This is a genomic window from Glutamicibacter sp. AOP38-B1-38 (assembly GCF_052377485.1).
Lineage (GTDB): Bacteria > Actinomycetota > Actinomycetes > Actinomycetales > Micrococcaceae > Glutamicibacter.
Genome location: NZ_JBQSWU010000001.1, coordinates 160,559 through 181,913 on the forward strand (window position 1 = coordinate 160,559; position 21,355 = coordinate 181,913).

The 21,355-nt window shown below is 57.9% G+C and carries 17 protein-coding genes; 8 read left to right on the top strand and 9 right to left on the bottom strand.

Going from position 1 to position 21,355, the window contains the following annotated elements:
- Positions 1 to 84: 84 nt before the first annotated feature.
- Both lipA and lipB read right to left on the bottom strand, forming a co-directional pair.
- Positions 85 to 1,086, bottom strand: a complete 1,002-nt coding sequence (gene lipA, locus ACT3TP_RS00720) for a lipoyl synthase (RefSeq protein ID WP_096286445.1) — start codon at positions 1,084 to 1,086, stop codon at positions 85 to 87.
- Positions 1,087 to 1,117: 31 nt separating this feature from the next.
- A complete protein-coding gene (gene lipB / locus ACT3TP_RS00725; RefSeq protein WP_444618799.1) occupies positions 1,118 to 1,765 on the bottom strand; it encodes a lipoyl(octanoyl) transferase LipB in 648 nt (215 codons plus the stop codon).
- Between the two features lie 105 nt (positions 1,766 to 1,870).
- On the opposite strand from lipB, the gene ACT3TP_RS00730 reads away from it, so the two are divergent.
- Complete coding sequence (locus ACT3TP_RS00730) at positions 1,871 to 3,385, top strand: serine/threonine protein kinase (RefSeq protein WP_444618801.1); 1,515 nt, start codon at positions 1,871 to 1,873, stop codon at positions 3,383 to 3,385.
- 72 nt (positions 3,386 to 3,457) lie between these two features.
- Here the strand turns inward: ACT3TP_RS00730 and ACT3TP_RS00735 are convergent, their stop codons facing one another.
- The 4 genes from ACT3TP_RS00735 to ACT3TP_RS00750 form a co-directional block, all read right to left on the bottom strand.
- Complete coding sequence (locus ACT3TP_RS00735) at positions 3,458 to 3,808, bottom strand: hypothetical protein (RefSeq protein WP_096286439.1); 351 nt, start codon at positions 3,806 to 3,808, stop codon at positions 3,458 to 3,460.
- Between the two features lie 108 nt (positions 3,809 to 3,916).
- Positions 3,917 to 5,695, bottom strand: a complete 1,779-nt coding sequence (gene sucB / locus ACT3TP_RS00740) for a 2-oxoglutarate dehydrogenase, E2 component, dihydrolipoamide succinyltransferase (protein ID WP_444618803.1) — start codon at positions 5,693 to 5,695, stop codon at positions 3,917 to 3,919.
- Between the two features lie 158 nt (positions 5,696 to 5,853).
- Positions 5,854 to 7,233, bottom strand: coding sequence for a dihydrolipoyl dehydrogenase (gene lpdA, locus ACT3TP_RS00745; protein ID WP_096286435.1), 1,380 nt, complete (start codon positions 7,231 to 7,233; stop codon positions 5,854 to 5,856).
- A gap of 257 nt (positions 7,234 to 7,490) precedes the next feature.
- Positions 7,491 to 9,005 (bottom strand): leucyl aminopeptidase, encoded by a 1,515-nt coding sequence (locus ACT3TP_RS00750; protein ID WP_444618805.1) that lies wholly within the window; start codon positions 9,003 to 9,005, stop codon positions 7,491 to 7,493.
- Between the two features lie 245 nt (positions 9,006 to 9,250).
- Here ACT3TP_RS00750 and ACT3TP_RS00755 point away from each other — a divergent pair, with 245 nt between their 5' ends.
- The 4 genes from ACT3TP_RS00755 (at position 9,251) to ACT3TP_RS00770 (ending at position 14,124) form a co-directional block, all read left to right on the top strand.
- Positions 9,251 to 10,207, top strand: a complete 957-nt coding sequence (locus ACT3TP_RS00755; protein WP_255248438.1) for a proteasome assembly chaperone family protein — start codon at positions 9,251 to 9,253, stop codon at positions 10,205 to 10,207.
- A gap of 35 nt (positions 10,208 to 10,242) precedes the next feature.
- The gene (locus tag ACT3TP_RS00760) at positions 10,243 to 11,472 is read left to right on the top strand and encodes an MFS transporter (protein ID WP_444618807.1); all 1,230 of its coding nucleotides are present in this window, start codon (positions 10,243 to 10,245) and stop codon (positions 11,470 to 11,472) included.
- A 66-nt stretch (positions 11,473 to 11,538) separates the two neighbouring features.
- Entirely contained in the window at positions 11,539 to 12,642 is a 1,104-nt protein-coding gene (locus tag ACT3TP_RS00765) for a DUF4192 family protein (protein ID WP_444618809.1), read from the top strand.
- A 252-nt stretch (positions 12,643 to 12,894) separates the two neighbouring features.
- Positions 12,895 to 14,124: an RNA polymerase sigma factor gene (locus ACT3TP_RS00770; RefSeq protein WP_096286425.1), complete on the top strand. Its 1,230-nt coding sequence runs from the start codon at positions 12,895 to 12,897 to the stop codon at positions 14,122 to 14,124.
- A gap of 157 nt (positions 14,125 to 14,281) precedes the next feature.
- Here the strand turns inward: ACT3TP_RS00770 and ACT3TP_RS00775 are convergent, their stop codons facing one another.
- Complete coding sequence (locus tag ACT3TP_RS00775; protein ID WP_096286423.1) at positions 14,282 to 14,506, bottom strand: DUF7455 domain-containing protein; 225 nt, start codon at positions 14,504 to 14,506, stop codon at positions 14,282 to 14,284.
- A gap of 223 nt (positions 14,507 to 14,729) precedes the next feature.
- Here ACT3TP_RS00775 and ACT3TP_RS00780 point away from each other — a divergent pair, with 223 nt between their 5' ends.
- On the top strand, positions 14,730 to 16,838 hold the full coding sequence (locus ACT3TP_RS00780; protein ID WP_444618811.1) for a DNA gyrase/topoisomerase IV subunit B: 2,109 nt from the start codon (positions 14,730 to 14,732) through the stop codon (positions 16,836 to 16,838).
- 115 nt (positions 16,839 to 16,953) lie between these two features.
- On the opposite strand, the gene ACT3TP_RS00785 is transcribed toward ACT3TP_RS00780, so the two are convergent.
- Positions 16,954 to 17,919 (bottom strand): M56 family metallopeptidase, encoded by a 966-nt coding sequence (locus ACT3TP_RS00785; protein ID WP_096286419.1) that lies wholly within the window; start codon positions 17,917 to 17,919, stop codon positions 16,954 to 16,956.
- 23 nt (positions 17,920 to 17,942) lie between these two features.
- A complete protein-coding gene (locus ACT3TP_RS00790; protein WP_444618813.1) occupies positions 17,943 to 18,314 on the bottom strand; it encodes a BlaI/MecI/CopY family transcriptional regulator in 372 nt (123 codons plus the stop codon).
- Positions 18,315 to 18,707: 393 nt separating this feature from the next.
- Between ACT3TP_RS00790 and ACT3TP_RS00795 the strand changes: the two genes are divergently transcribed.
- Positions 18,708 to 20,297 (top strand): cytochrome ubiquinol oxidase subunit I, encoded by a 1,590-nt coding sequence (locus ACT3TP_RS00795; RefSeq protein ID WP_444618815.1) that lies wholly within the window; start codon positions 18,708 to 18,710, stop codon positions 20,295 to 20,297.
- A gap of 13 nt (positions 20,298 to 20,310) precedes the next feature.
- Positions 20,311 to 21,336, top strand: a complete 1,026-nt coding sequence (gene cydB / locus ACT3TP_RS00800; RefSeq protein ID WP_444618817.1) for a cytochrome d ubiquinol oxidase subunit II — start codon at positions 20,311 to 20,313, stop codon at positions 21,334 to 21,336.
- Positions 21,337 to 21,355: the final 19 nt, after the last annotated feature.

Consider the following 21,355-nt stretch of genomic DNA (forward strand, 5'->3'; position numbering starts at 1 on the left):
GCGGTGCGCTGCACAACATGAATTCGGACCCAATCGCCGGGTTTTACGGCAATTGGATCCGAATGCTTGAACATGGAGTTGGGCTCAGCGGTTAAGCAGCGAAGCAGCTTCCTGACGGGTAGTACCCGAGGATTCGATGTGGGAAAGGGACTCTGGGATCTCGCGACCCTTTTTGCGCATGGCGCCAGCCCAGAGTCGTCCCGCGCGGTATGAGGAACGAACCAATGGTCCGGACATGACGCCGGCAAAACCGAGTTCCTCGGCTTCTTGCTGCAGCTCCAAGAATTCCTGCGGCTTGACCCAGCGGTCGACCGGAAGGTGACGTTCGGTTGGGCGTAGGTACTGAGTGATCGTCAGCAAATCGCAGCCCGCCTCATGCAGGTCGCGCATAGCTTCGGAAATCTCCTCACGCGTTTCGCCCATGCCCAGAATCAAGTTCGACTTGGTGATCAAGCCGCGGTTCCGACCGTGGGTGATGACATCCATGGAGCGTTCGTAGCGGAAAGCCGGACGGATGCGCTTGAAAATACGCGGGACGGTTTCCACATTGTGTGCGTAGACTTCAGGCTTCGAATCGCAAATGGCGTCGAGGTTATCGGGTTTTCCGGAGAAGTCGGGGATGAGCAACTCGACTCCGGTACTCGGGTTCATCTTGTGGATCTGGCGTACCGTTTCGGCGTACAGCCAGACACCTTCATCTTCGAGATCATCGCGGGCCACGCCGGTGACGGTTGCGTAACGCAGATCCATCTTCTTCACGCTCATGGCCACCTTGAATGGCTCTGAGCGATCTAGTGCAGCAGGCTTTCCGGTGTCGATCTGGCAGAAGTCGCAACGACGGGTGCATTCGGAACCGCCGATGAGGAACGATGCCTCGCGGTCTTCCCAGCATTCGAAAATATTGGGGCAGCCAGCTTCTTCGCATACTGTGTGGAGGCCTTCGGACTGCACCAAATTTTTCAGGCCCACATATTCGGGGCCGATCTTGAGTTCGGCGCGGATCCACTCGGGCTTGCGCTCAACTGGCGTCTGGGCGTTGCGCTTTTCGACGCGCAGCAGTCGACGGCCTTCAGGTTCAATGCTCATTGGAGGGTCCTTCTACGTTAGTAATATTTGCTTAGACGACTTGTGGCGAGAGGAGACGTTCAAGTTCCTCTTGCACCCGCTCAACGACATCGTTGGGGGAGACCGTCTGGCCTAGTTGTTCGGAGATCGTGGTTACGCCGGCATCGGTAATTCCGCAGGGAATGATCTGGTCGTAGGCGGCCAGGTCGTTTGAGCAATTGAGCGCAAAACCGTGCATGGTGACTCCACGGGTGATGCGGATGCCAATGGCGGCTATCTTTCGATCTTCTTCGCCGTTCTTGCCTGGGACCCAGACGCCTGAACGCCCCTTGACTTGAACGGTGGGGATGCCAATTTCATCTATGACGTTAATCAACGCTTCTTCGAGGGTCTCCACATACAGACGTATCGCGCTGATTTTCTTCAGCTTCACGATCGGGTAGCCGATGAGCTGTCCGGGGCCATGCCAGGTCAGTTTCCCGCCACGGTCAACGTCAACAACGGGGGTGCCATCTAGGGGTAAGTCTTCAGGTTCGGTCCTTTTGCCGGCGGTATAAACCGCCTCGTGTTCAAGAAACAGGACTCGCGGGGTCTGTTCATCGGCCGCTACAGCATCGTGCAAATTTTGCTGGTAATCCCACGCTTGCAAATATGGAATTAGCTCCGTGCCGAGTCCGACTCGTTCGAATTCGATCGCCATAGTGGTTACCATACGCCTTTTGCAACAGGCCCCGCTAATTGGCTGAGAGGCGCTGAGCTGTGGATAACCGAGGCGAGAATCTGTTCTTTGCGTTAGAACTGGAACATGAATGATTCAAACAATCTGTTGGCCTGGCCAACTTGCCCCGGATATGTGACGGTTCGTCCATTAAAGGCCAAGTCACCGTGCAAAGTTTGGTTAATGCGCCGTGACTCGGATCAGAGCTACATGGTGTTGAAGCTTTCTACAAACGCCGAAAGTATCTGTTCGCTGCGTCAGCAGCAGGTCGAATCCGCAAGGAAATATGTCATAGATTTTTACGGCACCCTTTCGACACAGTTGGGCGAGGGGATTCTGATGGAGTACTGTCCCGGCGGAAGCCTGGCTCAACTTCTCGAAGAACGCGCACCATTTTCACTCGGAGAGTGCGTCACAGCTTTGGCGCCGATAGCCCAGACTCTGGCCGCCTTGCACTCCGCTGGGCAAATTCACGGCGATGTCTCGGCTGGCAACGTGTTGTTGACAGCCGATGGAATGCCGAAATTAGGCGATTTTCAAGAAAGCCGAACCGGTATCGATGAGACACCCGGGTCGGGTACTCCGGGGTTTATGGCGCCTGAGGTTTCCGCGCGCGAACCAGAGGGGCGCCTCGGTGAGCAGGACGTTTATTCCTTAGGCGCGTGCCTCTGGTTCCTGCTTGAAGGAACCGCTCCTTCCGAACCGAATATGCGCCCGCCGGTCACGGTCATCTTCCCGGCGGTGCCCACCCTGATCCATGAGCTGCTGCTTGATTCTCTGCATCAAGCTCCGGAGCAGAGGCCGACAGCGGAGCAATTCGCCCGGACGCTCTTCGCTGCGGCGCAGGCTGAAGCCATCAATTGGGAACAGTGCACACCGGTAGAATCGACTCATCTAATGGCCACAGTTCACCCTAGCGAGGCGCTCGGCCGGCGTCGGCGCAAGCGGCCAAGAAGACCCAAGACGGAGAAGAGTCAAAGAGATCCTGGCGCACCCGAGTGGCGTATGCATGAACTGCGCCGAACCCCAGGACGTGGCAAGGTCTTGCTGGCTGTCGCTGGAGGGGCAATGCTCGTGGGTGCGAGCTTTCTCGGTGTAAATCTAGTGGGGGAGCGCGGGCAATCGGAGACGGGGTCTCTGTCGCAAACACAGGAACGGCGTGAACCATGCCGGATCCTCGACGGAGCCGTGGTTCCTGCCTGCGCGTTCTCCGCTGAGACGGTAATAGCCAGTTTCATCAAGCTTTCACGCGAACGGGATGCGGCCTTAGAGACCGAGGACCTCAAAGCATTGTCAGCGATTTATCCGCCCGCCTCGGAGCAATTCAAAAGAGACCAGCAAACGCTCGAACGCTTGGAGTCGCTGAAGCTGGGAATCAATGGACTAGCTACCCGCTTGGAAGACATCTCGGTGACTGCCCGTGCGCAACCAGACACCGTGATACTACGTGCGACATCCACTCAGGAAGCCTACGACTATGTGGATTCAGTGAACCGTGTGGTCCATCAGGTGGCCCGTGGCACGCGGGAACGTATCGAAGTGGAACTGAAGCTGATTGAGGGGAAATGGAAAATTGGAAAGGTGCTCAGCCGCGAGGCATGACAAAGGCGAGGTAACCCGAATTGCCTTCGGGTTGCCTCGCCTTTGCCTGGAGCTGCAAGACTGTCTTGTAGCTTAGACCCAGAGAGTGGCGATCGCGATATTGATCAATGCCAGGCCGCCGGTTGCGTGCGCAATCCCGGTCGAAACCTCTTCGCCGGCCTTGACCTTCTTACGACCGATGAATGCCGCTACGAGAATGGCGATAGCGATGACAACCTTGACGCCAATCTTCATGTGGTTCACGTCGCCATCGCCTGCTTCGGCCATGCCAACGAGAGCCAAACCGGTAATTAGCTGAGCAATCGCGCCGTACCACTGCCAAACATTCACGGTAGGGGTCTTGAAGTTTGCCAGCCAGCCACCGAAGATCGCTGCCGCACCGAGAATGTGCAAGAAAACAAGGATAAGAGTTAGGAAGTCCATGGCTCCAGCCTAATTGATTTTCGACGAATTGTAGAAACGACGATCGCCCCTCCCGAATGAACGGAAGGGGCGATCGTTTACCTCGCTTGTGAAAGTCGATCGACGACTTTACAGACCCAGGTCGCCTTCGAAAGCGCCACCCTCAAGACGGGCCTTGAGAGTCTGCAGGAATCGACCTGCATCGGCGCCGTCAACCAGACGGTGATCGTAGGTCAGGCATAGGTACATCATGTGACGGATGGCGATCGAATCATTGCCATCGGCATCGGTGATGACCATTGGACGCTTCACAATCGCACCGGTACCCAGGATTGCTACCTGTGGCTGGTTGATGATCGGGGTATCGAACAGTGCTCCGACCGAGCCGATGTTGGTGATCGAGAAGGTGCCACCGGAAAGCTCATCCGGACCAATCTTGTTGGTGCGGGTGCGCTCTGCGACGTCGGCAATACGCGAAGCCATGCCAGCCAGGTTCAGATCGCCAGCGTTCGACACAACAGGAACCAGCAGGCCCTTGTCGGTGTCTACCGCAAACGCCAGATGCTCGGCATTGTGGTACGTGATCTGCTGGGTCTCTTCGTTGTACTCGGCGTTCAGCTTCGGGTGAGCCTTCAAGGCTTCGGCAACTGCCTTAGCGATGAATGGCAGGTAGGTCAGGTTGACGCCATTGACTGCCTTGAAATTATTCTTGGCAGAAGCGCGCAGCTTGACCACGCGGGTCATGTCAATCTCGTGAACCTGAGTCAGCTGGGTGGAGACCTCTAGGGACTCACGCATACGACGGGCGATTACCTGACGGATACGTGGAGCCTTCTCGGAGGTACCGCGCAACGAGGATGCCTCGACAACCGGGGCGGCCGGCTTAGCAGCAGCAGGAGCGGCAGGAGCAGCAGCCGGTGCAGCGGCGGCTTCCTTGGCAGCTACTGCGTCAAGAACGTCTTGCTTGCGGATACGTCCACCAACGCCGGTGCCCTTGACGGAAGCGATGTCGATTTCGTGCTGGTTGGCCAAACGACGCACCAACGGGGTGACGTAGCCTGCATCACTGTTGTTCTCGGCAGCAGGAGCAGGAGCAGGAGCAGGAGCAGCGGCAGGAGCCTCTTCCTTGGTAGCTGGTGCTGGAGCGGCTGGAGCTTCTTCCTTGGCAGCTGGTGCTGGAGCGGCTGGAGCTTCTTCCTTGGCAGCTGGTGCTGGAGCGGCTGGAGCTTCTTCTTTGGCAGCTGGTGCTGGAGCGGCTGGAGCTTCTTCCTTGGCAGCCGGAGCAGCGCCCGCAGCGCCGATCACTGCAAGAACGGCACCAACTTCGGCGGTGTCGTCTTCAGCAACACGGATTTCCAGCAGGGTGCCGGCAACTGGTGAAGGAACTTCGGTGTCTACCTTGTCGGTGGAGACCTCGAGCAGTGGCTCGTCTACGGCGACTTCTTCGCCAACTTCCTTCAACCAGCGGGTGACGGTACCTTCGGTGACCGATTCGCCCAGAGCTGGGAGGGTGACCTCGGTGCCCGAAGCGGAGTCTGCTGCAGCAGGAGCTGCGGCAGGGGCTTCTTCGGCCGCTGGAGCAGCAGGTGCCTCTTCGGCCGCAGGTGCCTCTTCGGCCGCAGGTGCCTCTTCGGCTGCAGGGGCTTCCGGTGCAGCGGCGTCGGAACCCGAACCATCACCGATACGAACTAGAGGAGCGCCTACTTCGGCTTCCTCATCTTCGGCGACGAAAATTTCTTCGATAACACCAGCGACAGGTGATGGAACCTCGGTGTCGACCTTATCGGTGGAAACTTCCACCAACGGCTCATCAACCTCAACGCGGTCGCCGACCTGTTTCAGCCAACGGGTTACCGTACCCTCGGTAACGCTTTCACCCAGTGCGGGCAGGTTTACGGTCTCAGACATCTTCCCGTATCTCCTCTTAAATCAAGCTTGAAGTGTGGTTTGAGTGTGCAATTTAAACGGTTGAACACCCAGAAACCGATGAATGGAGGCGTTGCCTCCGAGCTTAGTGCACCGGGTAGCGCGTGTGTGAACGCGCTACCCGGTGACCAACAGCTTATTTAGCCGTGAAGTGGCTTGCCGGCCAAAGCCATTGCGGCTTCGCCCAGCGACTCGTTCTGCGTTGGGTGTGCATGGATGAGCTGTGCAACATCCTCCGGGTAGGCTTCCCAGTTCACGATCAGCTGTGCTTCACCGATCTGCTCGCCGATGCGGCCGCCGATGCCGTGAACGCCCACGATTGGGCCGTTCTTGACGCGGACCATCTTGATCAGGCCGGAGGTGCCCAAGATCGAGGACTTGCCGTTACCAGCCAAGTTGTACTCGGTAGTTTCGATCTGGTCCTCACCGAACTTCTCCTTTGCGGCAGGCTCGGAGTAGCCGACCGAGGCGATTTCTGGCTCGCAGAAAGTTACCTTTGGAATGTTGATGTCTTCGACGATGGTTGGGTTCTGGCCAGCGATTTCTTCGGCGACAAAGATACCGTGCTGGTAACCGCGGTGTGCCAACTGAACGCCCGGGACCATGTCGCCGATGGCATAGATGTTGCCCACGCCGGTGTGCAGGCGCTCGTTAGGAATCACGAAACCGCGATCGAGGGTGATGCCCTGCTCTTCGAAGCCCATGTTCTCGGTGACCGGGCCACGGCCGACGGCAACGAGGACGATCTCGGCTTCGAGGGTCTTGCCGTCAGCTAGGGAGACCTTGACGCCGTCGGCATCCTGCTCGACCTTCTCGAAGAAGACACCGGTGTTGAACTTGATGCCACGCTTCTTGAAAGAGCGCTCGAGATTCTTGATGATGGCTGGGTCTTCGTTTGGAACCAGCGAAGGCAGGCCCTCAACGATGGTCACGTCGACGCCGAAGGACTTCCAGACGGAGGCGAACTCAACACCGATGACGCCGCCACCGAGCACAATGGCGCTCTTTGGCATGTCAACCATGTTCAGCGCTTCGGTGCTGGTCAGCACGCGGCCACCGATTTCCAGGCCGAAGGTCTTGGAAGTCGAACCGGTCGCAAGGACGATGTTTTTGCCCTTGTAGGGGACGCCATCAACCTCGATGGTGTCCTTGGAGACCAGTCGTCCGCTACCTTCGATAACGTTGACCTTCTTCATCTTCAGCAGACCCTGAAGACCCTTGTGCTTGCCGGCGACGATGCCGTCCTTGTACTTGCGTACTCCGCCCAGGTCAATTGACTCGAGGGAGGAGTTGATGCCGTACTTGGCACCTTCGCGAGCGTTTTCGGCGAGCTCTGCTGCGTGCAGGTACGCCTTGGTTGGGATACAGCCGGTGTGCAAGCAAGTGCCGCCGACCTTTTCCTTCTCGATCAATCCAACGGTGAAGCCCAACTGGATGGCGCGTAAAGCGACCGAGTATCCAGCGGAACCACCGCCGAGGATGAGGACATCAAATTCTTGCGTTGCTGCCGAATCGGCCACGTGAACGCTCCCTCGTAATAGCTAAGTGAGGTCGGCCATGGCCGACCTGGAGATCGGGTGGTGAACTGGTCTAACTCTCGCACGGGGCGCGAGCGAACAAATTCACCGGTGATGTTTCAAAACTTACCTTAGTACCGTCAAAGCACCAGAGTCATCTTGAGTTGGCTAAAAGTCGGCCATATCTCGTATTTTGGCACACATCCCGGCGCATTGGGCTATGACTTCGCCCGCACCGGGATGTGTCGAAAAAGGCATTTCTAGCGGGTGCCGGACATCGTCTCGGCGTAGGCCACCAAGGTGCGGACCTGCGAACCGGTGCCGTTCTTAGGGGTGTAGCCCCACGCCGAGCCCTCGTTAAAGGCCGGACCAGCAAAGTCGATGTGCGCCCAAGGAATCTTCTGACCGTCGGTTTCGCCCACAAATTCTTCCAGGAAGACCGCAGCGGTCATCATCCCGCCCATGCGCTCGCCAATGTTGGCCAGATCGGCGACCTGAGAATCGATGCTTGGACGGAGCTCTTCCGGAAGCGGCATGCCCCAGGCGAGCTCGCCCACTGCGTCCGAGGCTGCGACCAAATCGTCACGTACCTGCTCGTTGCCCATGACACCGGCGGTGCGCAGGCCCAATGCGAGCATCTGTGCACCGGTCAACGTGGCAATGTCGATCACCACATCCGGATTCTCCTGGCTGGCCGCTACCAAACCGTCGGCCATGACCAGGCGCCCTTCGGCGTCGGTGTTGAGCACTTCGACAGTCTTGCCGCCGAGCATGGTCAGCACGTCTCCGGGACGAGTCGAAGCGCCGCCTGGCATGTTCTCGGCCAGGCATAGCCACGCGGTGACCTTCACGTCGAGGCCAAGCTCCGATACCGCGGCGATGGTGTGGAAGACTGCCGCGGCGCCGGACATATCGGACTTCATCGCGTGCATGCCCGAGGCTGGCTTGATCGAGATGCCACCGGTGTCAAAGGTAATGCCCTTGCCCACCAGTGCCAGGTGCTTGGCGGCCTTGGCCGGGGAGTACTCGACCTTGACCATGCGAGGCTGGCGGACCGAGCCGCCACCAACGCCCATCAGTCCGCCGAAGCCTTCCTTCGTCAGGCGCTTCTCATCAAAGATGGTGACCTTCAACGGCAGCGACTTGGAGTAGTCCTTCACCGCGGTGGCGAAGGTTTCCGGGTACAAGATATTGGCCGGGGTGTTGATCAGATCTCGGGTGCCACGCACGGCGCGGCCGATAACCGCGGCGCGCTTGAGCAAGGCAGGCAGATCCTTGGAGGTTGCGACCGCGGTGGCGATGAATGCCTCGCCAAGGACTGGCTTGTCGTTCTTCTTCGAACGGAAGTTCTCGAAGCGGTATGCGCCCAGGGCTATCCCTTCGGCCACGGCTGAAACTTGCTCGAGTGTGTCGGCAGGCAAGGCGAAGATCGCGGTCTTGGCGTGGGAAAGCTGGCGTGCTGCCGATCCGGCGGCGCGGCGCAACTTCTCGTCGTTGAGCTCGGAGAGATCCTTCACTCCCAAGCCGATGAACATGATCGTCTTGACCTTGATGCCGTCGACTGCTGGAAGCACGGTTGCTTCGTCTGCAGAACCGGCGACGTTCAGCGCGGTGAGCGACTGTTCCAGAGCGGTGGTGGTTTCTGCCGCGAGCGGTGACGCGGCGATGGATACCTTGTCGCCGTTCTTCAGCACGCCCAAAATAAGGGCGTCGGCGTTTTTACGTTTGATGTCTGCACCAATGGCGGTCAACGTGAGATCACTGGAGTTGATCACAAAATCATTCCTTCTGTGCCTTTGTAGGGTCTAAGGACGGTTCAGCCCGCGAGAGTAACCGGTGGATGGGGCCGGTGAGCTGAGTGTTTCCTACACCCGATGTTAGCCGAGGTTTGAGCTCGGCGTGCGATACTTCACAGCGAGCGAAAGGCTGAACGGATAGGATAAGTTCTTGAGCTTTAAGTAATCGCCTCTGCTTGGCGGTACCGAAAACGATTGAGGTGAGAATGTCCAAGGATCCGTTGATGACTCTGGTCAGCATTAACTTGGACGATCCGAGTCTGCAGGGTCTAGGGATGTACGTTTCGTTGCGTGGAGCATCCGACGCAGGCCATGCCCATGACCTGGTATGCAACGAGCTTTTCGGAAATTTGAATTCTGAACTCTATGCCAGTTTTGACACGGATGAGCTTGTTGTCTACAGCGCCCAGCGCCCACGGGTGTCTTTCCTCGGCGATCACTTCGCCGGCTATCAGGAGCCGCGCATCGAAATCTACCTGATGACCGATGCGCTGGACCGGAAGTTCTGGTTCCTCACCGGAGTCGAGCCAGACCTGCGTTGGGAACGCACCATCGCCGAGTTGCTGAACTTTATCGACGCGTTCAACGTGCAACTGGTGACCGGCACCGTGTCGCTGCCTCTGCCTGTGCCACACACCCGCCCAGTGGGAGTGACCGCACACGGAAACCGCAAGGATCTCACCGAAAATATCTCCACGTGGGCCCCTACCGCCGAAACCCCATCGGGGCTGATGGCGCTTTTGGAGATCCGCCTGAATGACGCGGGCCGCGACGTCGTAGGCTATTCGTTGCACACCCCGCATTACCTGGCCGAATCCGAATATCCGGCGGTTGCCGTGGCTGCCTTAGAGCATGTGGGTGCCGCGCTGAAGCTGGCGCTTCCCACAGAAAAGTTGCGCGAAGCGGCCCGGTTGATCGAATCTCAGCTTGCCGAACAGATCGAAAGCAGCAACGAAGTCAAGCAAATGGTGCTCGGTTTTGAGAAGCGCTTTGACGAGCACGCGCAAGATCACGAACGCCGTTCGCTGCTGTTGGATGAAGACGAAAAAATGCCAGATGCCGAGGAGCTGGGGGCAAGCGTTGAAGACTTCCTGGCCACAATCGAGGACAGCACCGACTGGTTGAACGCCAACGGAAAGTCCGGGGGAGCGGACTCCGCATCGGGTGACCCTGACCAGTGATTCAGTCTCACCTAAACTCGGCGCGATCTTGGTTGGTGGTTTGTGCCGGAATATTTACCTATATGGCGGCCGTGTCCCAACGAACAAGTTTTGGTGTTGCAGGGCTTCAGGCCACTGAAAGATTTGATGCCACCGCTCAAATCCTGGCGTCATTTTCGGTGGTTCAGCTTGTTGTCTACGCCGGCGCTCAGGTTCCGGTAGGCCTGCTGCTGGACAAGATTGGGCCGCGCGTCATGATCATCACCGGTTCGGTGTTGATGGCTATGGGCCAAGCGTTCTTGGCTATTTCAACCAGCGTTCCGATGGGGTTAGGCGGAAGAATCCTAGTTGGGTCGGGCGACGCGATGGTGTTCGTCTCGGTACTCAAGCTGCTTCCGTTGTGGTTCTCCGGCTCGCGCATTCCGGTATTAACGCAGCTGGTAGGAACCTTTGGGCAGGCTGGACAACTAGTCAGCCTCTTTCCTTTTCATCTGATCTTGGTGCAGTTTGGGTGGACCCCGGCATTTTCAGTCATGTCCGGTCTGGCTTTAGCAAGCTTGCTGATCGCCATATCCCTGATTCGCAATGGTCCGGGCTGGGCGCATCTGAGCGAGAGTGCGCCGATGCGCACCCGTGATCGATTAACCACCGCGTGGAAGCAACCCGGAACCCGGCTCGGGTTCTGGACACACTTCACCACCTCCTTTATGATCAATGTTTTCTTGCTGACCTGGGGGTACCCCTTCCTGGTTCAAGGTCAAGGGCTCGAAGGTGGTTTCGCGTCCGGGTTGATGTCGATTTTCGTGGCGGTTGCGGTCTTATACGGGCCGCTTCTAGGAGCGTTGACGGCCAGATATCCGCACAAGCGCTCAAACTTCGCTCTGGGCGTTATTGGAGCCATGGTGTTCATGTGGGCGGTCGTGTTGTTCTGGCCTGGTGCTGCGCCGTTATGGGTGCTGATCATTTTGCTCGTTGCCGTGGCGGCTGGTGGTCCTTCATCGGTTATCGCGTTCGACTTTGCCCGGACCTTCAACCCACCAAACATCATGGGTACCGCCATTGGGCTGGTCAATACCGGTGGGTTCTTCGGCGGGTTCGTCACCATCTACCTGGTCGGCGTCGTGATGGACTGGCTTTATGCGGCCAACGGGTCGGTGGGCGAGCTATACAATTTGCCGGCCTTCCGCATTGCGTTGTCGGTGCAATTTGTCATGGCGGCGATCGGGGTGACGTTCATGCTGATCGAACGGCGCAAGGCCAGAGAGCAGCCGGCCAATACCCAGTAGGAGCACTTCTCCACAGCGCGCGCTGAACTGAAGCCCGGAAGAGTTCTTGGGGCGCATCGTGGGGTTATGACTACTACACCCGAACGGCAGCCCCTCTCGTTGTCCGATTGCGATGACGTACTCGCCTATATTCCCCATGCCCTTGGCTTTCACCCGCAAAAGTCGATGGTGCTCCTACTGATCGTTGGGCAACGCCTCGAAGCGACGCTTCGTGTTGACCTGCCCAGCGAAATTCATGAAGTGGACCGCAGGCCGTGGGTCGCACAGGTGCTCGGCTTGCTTCGGCGACTTCCACAGGTGCGCAGTGTTGTCGCAGTGGTATACGCACCGGGAGACATCAAGATCGCAGAGCAGATTCCCTATCAGCAAATGATCGGCGAACTCGAAGAAGCCTTTGATCCTCATGGCATTCAACTGCGACAAGCCTGGTGCCTTTGCCGCGAGAAAGTCTGGGACTACGACGACGGCGACGTCGGTGTAACTTTCCCACGGCCAGACATCGCGCTGGGAGAAACCAACCTGTCTCTGGTCCTTGCCGGTTCTGCTCCGTTGGACCGACCTTGGGACGGAACCGGAATAGCAACGTGGGCTAACGCGGCAGAAGTCCAAGAGCTCACAGGTGCATTTGGCGATGACCTGCTGGACAGCCTCGATGAATGGGCAGAAGTCCTGAACCTGAGCGATGATGAAGCACTAGAACGCATTCATTCGAGTTCGCTGAGCAGTGCACGAATGCTGGCGGGCCTGAGAATTCGTCTCGTCCGTGATGTACTGCCTTTTCTTGCTGGCGTCGGTACGGCGCAGACCATGGAAATGACCAAACAATTGTGCGTTGGCAATGGGGGCGAGCAGGTTAAACCTCTGGCAGATTTCCTCCTGGGGCGAGGGTGGCAGAGCCCGGACTGGAAGCGATTGGAACGGCTGTGGTTGGTTTCTCGTGATCTGCTCGGTGTTGCAATTGATGGCGAACGCCACGCCTTGATGTGCATCCTGGCTTGGATCGAATGGGCTCGTGGGCGCGGCACCATGGCCATCGCTTTGATCGATCGAGTCCTTAGCGAGCGGGGAGACTACCGGCTAGCCCAGCTCCTTCGAGAGCTAATGAATCGCGGATCGATGCCCGAATGGGCTACGGACGAACTGCGTGCATGGCGTGCCCAGCTGGGTTAGCAGACGCGCGGGTGACCGGGTCAAGTGGTGTCTGTGGGCGAATTAGTGGATAATGAAAAAACAGACCCGGTTAGGTTCGAGTTGTCTAGGTTCCAGAAACGTAGTTTTTGGGAACATTAGACGTGGTTGGTGCGTTGTAATCAATGTACCCACCGTCGCGTTGAGTCACTGATACAGCGCATTCGGACTTGACAGGGTCATAGTGGTGTTACCGGCAGGTGCATCCGGAACGCATCGTTAGAAAGGTTATTCGTGTCATCTTCTGAGACGAACGCTAATCGTAAGGTTACTGAGGCTGAGGCCGCAGAGGCCGAGGAAACGGCAGAAACTCCTGTCGCGAAAAAGCGCGCTACCCGTGCGAAGGCTAAGCCTCGCGCAAAGAAGACTGCAACTTCCGAGGAGTCGGACGTCGAGCAGGGTTCTGAAGAGTCCGAAGACGATGCTGAGTCGGGTGCCGCTGACGCAGCTGGCGCCAAGGACGGCTCGGCAAAGCCGGAAGAAGAATCCAAGGGATTCACCTTGTCTTCCGCCGATGATGATGCTCCGCAGCAGCAGGTCATGGTTGCAGGTGCAACCGCCGACCCGGTCAAGGACTACCTGAAGCAGATCGGTAAGGTCGCACTGCTGAACGCAGAGCAGGAAGTCGACTTAGCTCTGCGTATCGAAGCAGGGCTTTTCGCTACCGATAAGCTTTCCAAAGATGACGGCTCAATCGACCAGCGCTTGCGCTGGGACTACGAGCAGATCATTCACGACGGAAAGATCGCAAAGAATCACCTACTTGAGGCGAACCTTCGTCTCGTTGTCTCGCTGGCAAAGCGCTACACCGGACGTGGGATGCTCTTCTTGGACTTGATCCAGGAAGGTAACTTGGGTCTGATCCGTGCAGTCGAGAAGTTCGACTACACCAAGGGATTCAAGTTCTCCACCTACGCGACGTGGTGGATCCGCCAGGCCATTACCCGCGCCATGGCAGACCAGGCACGTACCATTCGTATCCCGGTCCACATGGTTGAAGTCATCAATAAGCTGGCACGCGTACAGCGACAGATGCTTCAGGATCTGGGCCGCGAACCGACTCCAGAAGAGTTGGCCAAGGAACTGGATATGACCCCTGAAAAGGTTGTTGAAGTTCAGAAATACGGTCGCGAACCAATCTCGCTACACACCCCGCTGGGTGAAGATGGCGACTCTGAGTTCGGTGACTTGATCGAAGACTCCGAAGCGGTCGTTCCGGCCGATGCGGTTTCCTTCACCCTGTTGCAGGAACAACTGCACTCGGTTCTGGACACCCTGTCCGAACGTGAAGCAGGCGTTGTAGCCATGCGCTTTGGCCTGACCGACGGTCAGCCGAAGACCTTAGACGAAATCGGCAAGGTTTACGGTGTCACCCGTGAGCGTATTCGCCAGATCGAGTCGAAGACCATGTCGAAGCTGCGCCACCCATCGCGTTCACAAGTTCTGCGTGACTACCTAGACTAAATTTTTCACGTCATGCGGTCGCAATATCCCTAATGAGGATACTGCGACCGCATTTCTTTTTAAGCTGTAGCACGGGAAGCAGGCGCTTAAAGCAAGAAGGGTGATCCAGCATCGGCTGGATCACCCTTCTGTTGAATAGGACATAGGTCCCACTCGTTTAGTCGTTGATGTCGACCTTTGGCTTTTCGTAAAGTCGTGCCGACTCGTCCTGCCAGACCGAAGTGATTGGGCGCAGCTTGGGTTCCACGGAGCGTGCGTGGTGGGCACAGAAGAGTAATTCTCCGCTGTTAGAAGCCAGCACAGCCCGTACATAAGCCTGTGCGCCGCATCGGTCGCACCGGTCGAGGGCATTTAGTTCACGACTAGTGGTAGTAGTAGTCATTGCCAGCCTCCTTAAATCGATGTTCAATCTATACAACCAGCTTTGGCCTTGACTTTATCCCTAAATCGGGGCGCTTTCGCTCACCGCGTAGCGCTTGTGGAGAACTTTTGCTGACGACTCGGGAGAATTACCGACCGGGCGATAGCACCAAGTTCGAACACATAAACGAGTAGAATGGTATGTAGTTCATTCTTTTCCCGCGTCAGTAGGAGATTGCAGCCCCGTGGCCTCAGCCGATAATTACAATGCACGTCATCTCTCCGTTCTTGAGGGGCTCGAAGCCGTACGCAAGCGACCTGGCATGTACATCGGGTCTACCGACTCTCGCGGCTTGATGCACTGCCTGTGGGAGATCATTGATAACTCGGTCGACGAGGCGCTCGGCGGTTTCGGGCAATCCATCAATGTCATCTTGCATGCCGACGGTTCGGTCGAGGTCCATGATGACGGTCGTGGCATTCCCGTAGACATCGAGCCAAAGACCGGTCTGAGCGGCATGGAAGTCGTCTTTACCAAACTGCATGCCGGTGGCAAGTTCGGCGGCGGCTCCTATGGGGCTTCCGGTGGCTTGCACGGGGTAGGAGCTTCGGTGGTCAATGCTCTTTCGGCCCGGCTAGATGTCGAAGTTGATCGCGGCGGCAAAACCTATTCGATGCAGTTCCGCCGTGGCGAGCCAGGCAAATTCGCAGATCGTGGCCGGCCCAAAGCCGATGCCCCGTTCGCCGCTCATGAAAAAGCAACCGTTCCGGAAATCATCGGCAAAGCAAAGCGCGGGGTGACCGGCACCCGTATCCGTTATTGGGCAGATGACCATATCTTCACGTCGGACGCAAAATTCTCATATGAAGAACTCCAGAACCGTGCCCGTCAGACCTCTTTCCTGGTTCCTGGTCTGCGGATCACCTTGCGCGACGAACGTGCGCTGGCCGGAACTCAGGGAGCCGAAGGGCCGTACGAGGAAGTCTTCCAGCACGACGGCGGCATTAGTGAGTTCGTCGAGTACCTGAGCAGCGATTCATCGGTTACCGACGTGTGGCGCGTCCATGGCAGTGGTTCGTTCCACGAGAAGGTTCCGGTAATCGACGAGAACGGGCGGAGCCATATCGAAGATGTTCAGCGCGTGTGCGAGGTCGACGTCGCGTTGCGTTGGGGGATCGGATATGACACCACCATCCAAAGCTTTGTGAATATCATTGCCACGCCTAAAGGCGGAACGCATATTTCCGGCTTCGAGCAAGCGCTGCTGAAGTCTTTCCGCAAGAACGTCGACGCAAATGCTCGCAAACTCAAGTTCGGTCAAAAAGACAAAATTGAGAAAGACGATGTGATGGCCGGGCTGACCGCGGTGCTCACCGTGCGACTTGCCGAGCCGCAATTCGAAGGACAGACCAAGGAAATTCTTGGTACCTCGCAGGTCCGGCAGATTGTCACGAAGGTCGTCGAAAAGGCGCTGAACGAGCGCCTGGCATCCACCAAACGCAATGAAAAGGCCGAAGCGTCGACGCTTCTTGAAAAAGTTGTCAACGAAATGAAGTCCAGGGTTTCAGCTCGGATGCATAAGGAAACTCAGCGCCGCAAAACCGCGCTCGAGTCGTCCTCGCTTCCTACCAAGCTGCTTGATTGCCGGAGCAAAGAAGTCGGGCGTTCTGAACTCTTCATTGTCGAGGGCGACAGCGCATTGGGTACTGCGCGTGTGGCGCGTTCCAGCGAATTCCAGGCGCTACTGCCAATTCGAGGCAAGATCCTCAACGTGCAGAAGGCCTCCATTTCGGACATGCTATCGAATGTGGAATGCGCTGCCATGATTCAGGTGATTGGCGCCGGATCGGGACGTAGCTTCGATATTGAGCAGGCCAGATACGGCAAGATCATCTTGATGACGGACGCCGACGTTGATGGGGCGCACATTCGAACGCTGCTGTTGACGCTGTTCTATCGATACATGCGACCAATGATCGAGCACGGCCGCGTCTATGCAGCCGTGCCGCCATTGCATCGTATTGAGGTGATCAACCCGGGTTCGAAGGCCAACGAGGTAATTTACACTTATTCCGAGGCCGAGATGTCTGCCCTGCTGGCCAAGATTGAAGCCGAAGGAAAGCGCTATAAGGAACCGATCCAACGCTACAAGGGACTTGGCGAGATGGACGCTGACCAGCTGGCCGAGACGACCATGGATCCACATCATCGGATGCTTCGGCGCGTGGGCATCGAACACGCTCAGGCGGCCGAGGAAGTCTTCGACTTGCTGATGGGCTCGGACGTGGCTCCGCGCAAGAACTTCATCATCGCCGGCGCCGAAAACCTTGAACGGGACCGCATCGACATGTAGTCGACCATGATGTTTATGCACGAGATAGCCCTCCCGGATGACCTGCCTAACCGCAAGTCCGGGAGGGCCTTGTCGCAGCTTGTAGCGCTGGCATGCGCCCGCTTGCGTTGGCTAGTTACCAGGACAGCAAACGCGGGGCAATGAGCAAGACGGTGGGGCACACCAGGAGCAGCACCGTGCAGGATAGAACCACAAAATTCTGCAATCGATTCAGCGGAGCTACCGGTGACAGCAGGCGTTGCAGCCGCCGCGAGGAAACTTCACCGCCGGGCATCCCTACGACTTCGCCGGTGGCTCCGCTTGAGGCATCCTTGGGCGCCCCAACCGAGGCAATAGAGGACGCTACGCTCACTATGGCGCGAAGCAGAACCGGTCGGTCCACTACCTCGAGTGCTTTGTCATCGGCGAGCATCTCGATCAGTTGCCGCACCGCATCCAGTGACAGACGCGAGGTCGGCAGCCAGGGCAATGCTTCGTGCCAGGCGGTAAAGGCCAGAATCAGCAGATCGTGCCGCTGATCGAGATGCGAATTCTCATGCGAGATGACGGCGCGTTGTTCCTCGGGGGAGAGCTGGGTCAGCAGGCCCTTTGACAGCACCGTAACCGATCCGTTGAAGCCCGGCACGCAATAGGCCACCGGAAGGTCGTGATCGAGCACGAGCGTATTGGGCCGGGTCTGCGAGGGGTTGCTCAACAATCGCAAGAGCTGACGGTGCCTGGCTCTTTGCAGGGTCGTGCGCCACGAAGCTCTCACCAGGGTGAGCACCAGATGGAAAGCGAAGAGCAATGCTGTACTGAGCGCAAATAAGTGAACGACGCCGGGGTACTTAATGCTGGGATCGCCGGTGACCAGAAGCCAACTAGCGTGCAGCGCGGAGATGAGGTCGTTGCCGAGCGGGGTCAGCCCCCAGACAAGCATCGAGCCGATCATGGACAGGCCACCGCCCAGGGCGATCGCTTGCCAGAGCAATACCGCCGCCACCGGGGCGCGCGCGGTCCATTTTGCTTTAGACAATGCCAACGGCGTCGGCCACGCCAAGACGATAGCCAACGCCGCTAGGAAATATGAGGTGAGAAGCACTCAGTCCCCGAAGTTCATGTTACTCAGACAGTCCTTACAGAATCCAAGATAGCACGCAGGGAGACTGCTTCATCAGCCGAGATTCCTCCGATAAATCGGGCGAGGACGGCTTCGCGATCTTGAGCGGTGCCCAAAGCGTCGTTTAGCAGTCCAACAGTATGGTCCTCGCGAGACGAGGACGCGGTGTAACGATGTGGACGAGTGGAGCGTTCCCGCGCCACAAGTCCTTTCTTCTCCAGTCGGGCCAACACGGTAAGTACCGTGGTAACTGCGAGTTCTTTTGCATCAGTACCGAGTGCCGCTAGGGCATCACGAAGATCGTTAGCGGTAAGCGGTTCTGCAGAATCCCACAGCAGGTCCATGACGGAGCGTTCCAGATCGCCAAGGCTGGCCACCAGGTCTTACCTCACTTGCTTTAGTGCTGATGCAGTGCTGCCAACCTCCACAGGGTGGGGAAAGCATTCTGCTTGGAAATTTCATTATATAGGCGTTTGTCCGATATTTCTACGTGGCGTAAAAATATCGAGTGATGACTGGGTTTGCGGATAACCGCCTTGGGTCGGCCAGCGGGTGGTGCTGCTTGGTGTTGACTTGGGGTTTTTTGTTTCAGAAAGTCCTTTCTGTGTCAATGCTAGGAATCTTGGCTTTTTCATCCCTAGGAAACTGCCGCCCTTCCGGTGGTCCACGAGTTCTACAAGCTGTCGAAATTGGTCTATTCTGGCAATACGGGCATTTTCTACGACATGTAGAAAATGAAGTATCGACTTCTCGGGACAGTTGAGGAATCCATGGATGTATTAGAGATTGCTCGGTGGCAGTTTGGCATTACCACCGTGTACCACTTCCTGATGGTGCCGCTAACCATTGGCCTCGGACTCACCGTTGCCGTGATGCAGACGGTCTGGCACCGAACCGGCAACGAACACTGGCTGCGCATGACGAAGTTCTGGGGCAAGCTCTTCCTCATTAACTTCATCATGGGGGTAGCTACGGGCATCGTCCAGGAGTTCCAATTTGGAATGGCATGGAGCGAATACAGTCGATACGTGGGCGATGTCTTCGGCGCACCCCTGGCCATGGAGGCGCTGCTCGCCTTCTTCGTCGAGTCCACCTTCCTCGGGCTGTGGATCTTTGGCTGGAAAAAACTACCTCCGCGGATACACCTAGCCACCATCTGGTGCGCCTCGCTGGCGGCGATCCTTTCGGCCTACTTCATTCTGGTCGCCAACTCCTGGATGCAGCATCCGGTAGGCACTGAGCTCATCGACGGGCGCGCGGTGATGACCGACGCCTGGGCGGTATTCACCAACAACACCGCACTGGTGACCTTCCCGCACACAATTTTCGGAGCATTCGCGGTCGCCGGAGGCTTCCTGCTGGGCATCTCCTGGTTCCACCTCTACCGCCGCCGCAAGGAAGGCATCGACAGCGTTGATGCCAATGGACGAGTCATCGTCGGCGAGGACCCGGCTAAGGGCCGGGTGCGAGATCGAAAGGATCACAAAGTCTGGATCACTTCATTGCGCATCGGCGCAGTGATCGCCGTGGTCTCCTTCGCTGGAGTTGCGCTGTCCGGCCATGAACAAGCAAAGCTCATGTTCGAGCAGCAGCCCATGAAGATGGCTGCCGCCGAAGCCGCATGCCACGACGGAACCGGGTTCTCGGTACTCACGCTGGGCAACGTGAGCACCGAAGGGGCGACCACTTGTGACGACGTCGTTGCGGTCTTCGAACTGCCGGGGCTTTTGTCCTACCTCGCCAATGGCGACTTTGAGACTCCGGTCAAGGGCGTGAACACGCTGATTCCCGAATACCAGGAAAAGTACGGAAGCCACTACCCAGATGACCCGGCCTTCGGGCAATATGCAGGCGAAGAGATCAGCTACCTTCCGGTGATGGAAGTAACGTACTGGGGATTCCGGCTGATGATCACCCTCGGCGGGCTTTCGGCGGTCACTGCGGCCCTGGCGCTGTGGCTCACCCGCAAGGGGACTGTGCCCGACAGCAAATGGCTTTCACGGCTAGCGCTGCTGAGCATCGCAGCCCCCTTCGGCGCGAACTCGGCGGGCTGGATCTTCACCGAAATGGGCAGGCAGCCATTCACCGTGGCGCCGAACCCTCAGATGGGCGGGGTGGACCAAGTGTTCATGTACACCGCCGCCTCGGTTTCCCCCACCGTGAGCGCCGGAGAAATGCTGTTCTCCTTGATCACGCTGACCTTGGTTTATGGGGTGTTGCTGGTGGTGGAACTGGTGCTGCTCACCCGATACATCCGGGGAGGCACCGGATCGGCCATGCCGGAACTGCGGGATCACGAGCAGACATCGGACAAAGACCCTAGCGACGACGAGGGCGACGTACTCGCCTTCGCATATTAGACAGGCGATAGCAATGGATTGGCTTCCTACTCTCTGGTTTATCCTCATCGCCGTGCTCTGGACCGGCTATCTATTTCTGGAAGGTTTCGACCTCGGCATCGGCATGCAGATCGGTCTGGGCCGCGGCGGCGAAAAGCACAAGCGGGTGCTGCTCAACACCATCGGCCCGGTCTGGGACGGAAACGAGGTCTGGCTGCTGACCGCCGCGGGGGCAACCTTCGCGGCCTTCCCCTACTGGTATGCGTCACTGTTTTCCGCGCTGTACCTCCCGCTGACCCTCGTGCTGGTGGCATTGATCTTCCGTGCGGTAGCCATCGAGTACCGCGGAAAAGCCGTAAGCAGCAGAACTCGCGGACTGTGGGATCTGGCCCTGGGCTGGGGGTCGCTTGTTGCGGCTTTCGGGGTCGGCGCAATGCTCGCCCTGACCACTCTCGGCCTGCCGCTGAACGAAAATGGCGACCGGGTCGGCGGGCCCTTCGCCTGGCTCACCTGGTCCGCAATACTCGGCGGTGTAGCGGTGGTGGCCTTTAGCTGGATCCACTCGATCGCCTTCCTGCGGCTGAAGACCGACGGGCCAATCCGTGCACGTTCGGGCAGGCTCTTTGTCCGTTGGCTCCCGCTGTGCATCGCACCATTGCTGCTGTGGTCCCTGGTCGTCCTGCTCGGGCAGCGCTCACCCGTTGCCTGGGGACTCCTCGGGCTGGCCCTGATCGCGGCGTGCGGCGCATGGATGAGCGCACGGTCGGGACATGAAGCTCGCTCCTTCATCGCCCTGGGCATCACGCTCTTGGCCGCGGTGGCGGCGATCTTCGTCGCAGCCTTCCCGGTGGTGCTTCCCTCGACTCTTGACGCAGCCTTTGATTTGACCATCGATAACGCGTCGAGCTCGCCCTACACGCTGAAGCTGATGAGCATCGTGGCCGCCTTCGGCGTGCCCCTGGTGCTTGCTTACCAGTCCTGGAGCTACTGGGTATTTCGCAAACGCATCAGCGAAAAGCATATACCGGAGGATCACTTGGTGACCTCGGTCGTGAAGTAATTTAGCCAGCTCGAAAGGA

Excerpts from the sequence above, each read along its gene's own strand:
- ACT3TP_RS00735 (WP_096286439.1), bottom strand. The coding sequence starts at position 3,808 with ATGGACTTCCTAACTCTTATCCTTGTTTTCTTGCACATTCTCGGTGCG.
- ACT3TP_RS00755 (WP_255248438.1), top strand. The coding sequence starts at position 9,251 with ATGACTCTGGTCAGCATTAACTTGGACGATCCGAGTCTGCAGGGTCTA.
- lipA (WP_096286445.1), bottom strand. The coding sequence starts at position 1,086 with ATGAGCATTGAACCTGAAGGCCGTCGACTGCTGCGCGTCGAAAAGCGC.
- ACT3TP_RS00795 (WP_444618815.1), top strand. The coding sequence starts at position 18,708 with ATGGATGTATTAGAGATTGCTCGGTGGCAGTTTGGCATTACCACCGTG.
- ACT3TP_RS00775 (WP_096286423.1), bottom strand. The coding sequence starts at position 14,506 with ATGACTACTACTACCACTAGTCGTGAACTAAATGCCCTCGACCGGTGC.
- ACT3TP_RS00765 (WP_444618809.1), top strand. The coding sequence starts at position 11,539 with ATGACTACTACACCCGAACGGCAGCCCCTCTCGTTGTCCGATTGCGAT.
- lipB (WP_444618799.1), bottom strand. The coding sequence starts at position 1,765 with ATGGCGATCGAATTCGAACGAGTCGGACTCGGCACGGAGCTAATTCCA.
- sucB (WP_444618803.1), bottom strand. The coding sequence starts at position 5,695 with ATGTCTGAGACCGTAAACCTGCCCGCACTGGGTGAAAGCGTTACCGAG.
- ACT3TP_RS00730 (WP_444618801.1), top strand. The coding sequence starts at position 1,871 with ATGAATGATTCAAACAATCTGTTGGCCTGGCCAACTTGCCCCGGATAT.
- cydB (WP_444618817.1), top strand. The coding sequence starts at position 20,311 with ATGGATTGGCTTCCTACTCTCTGGTTTATCCTCATCGCCGTGCTCTGG.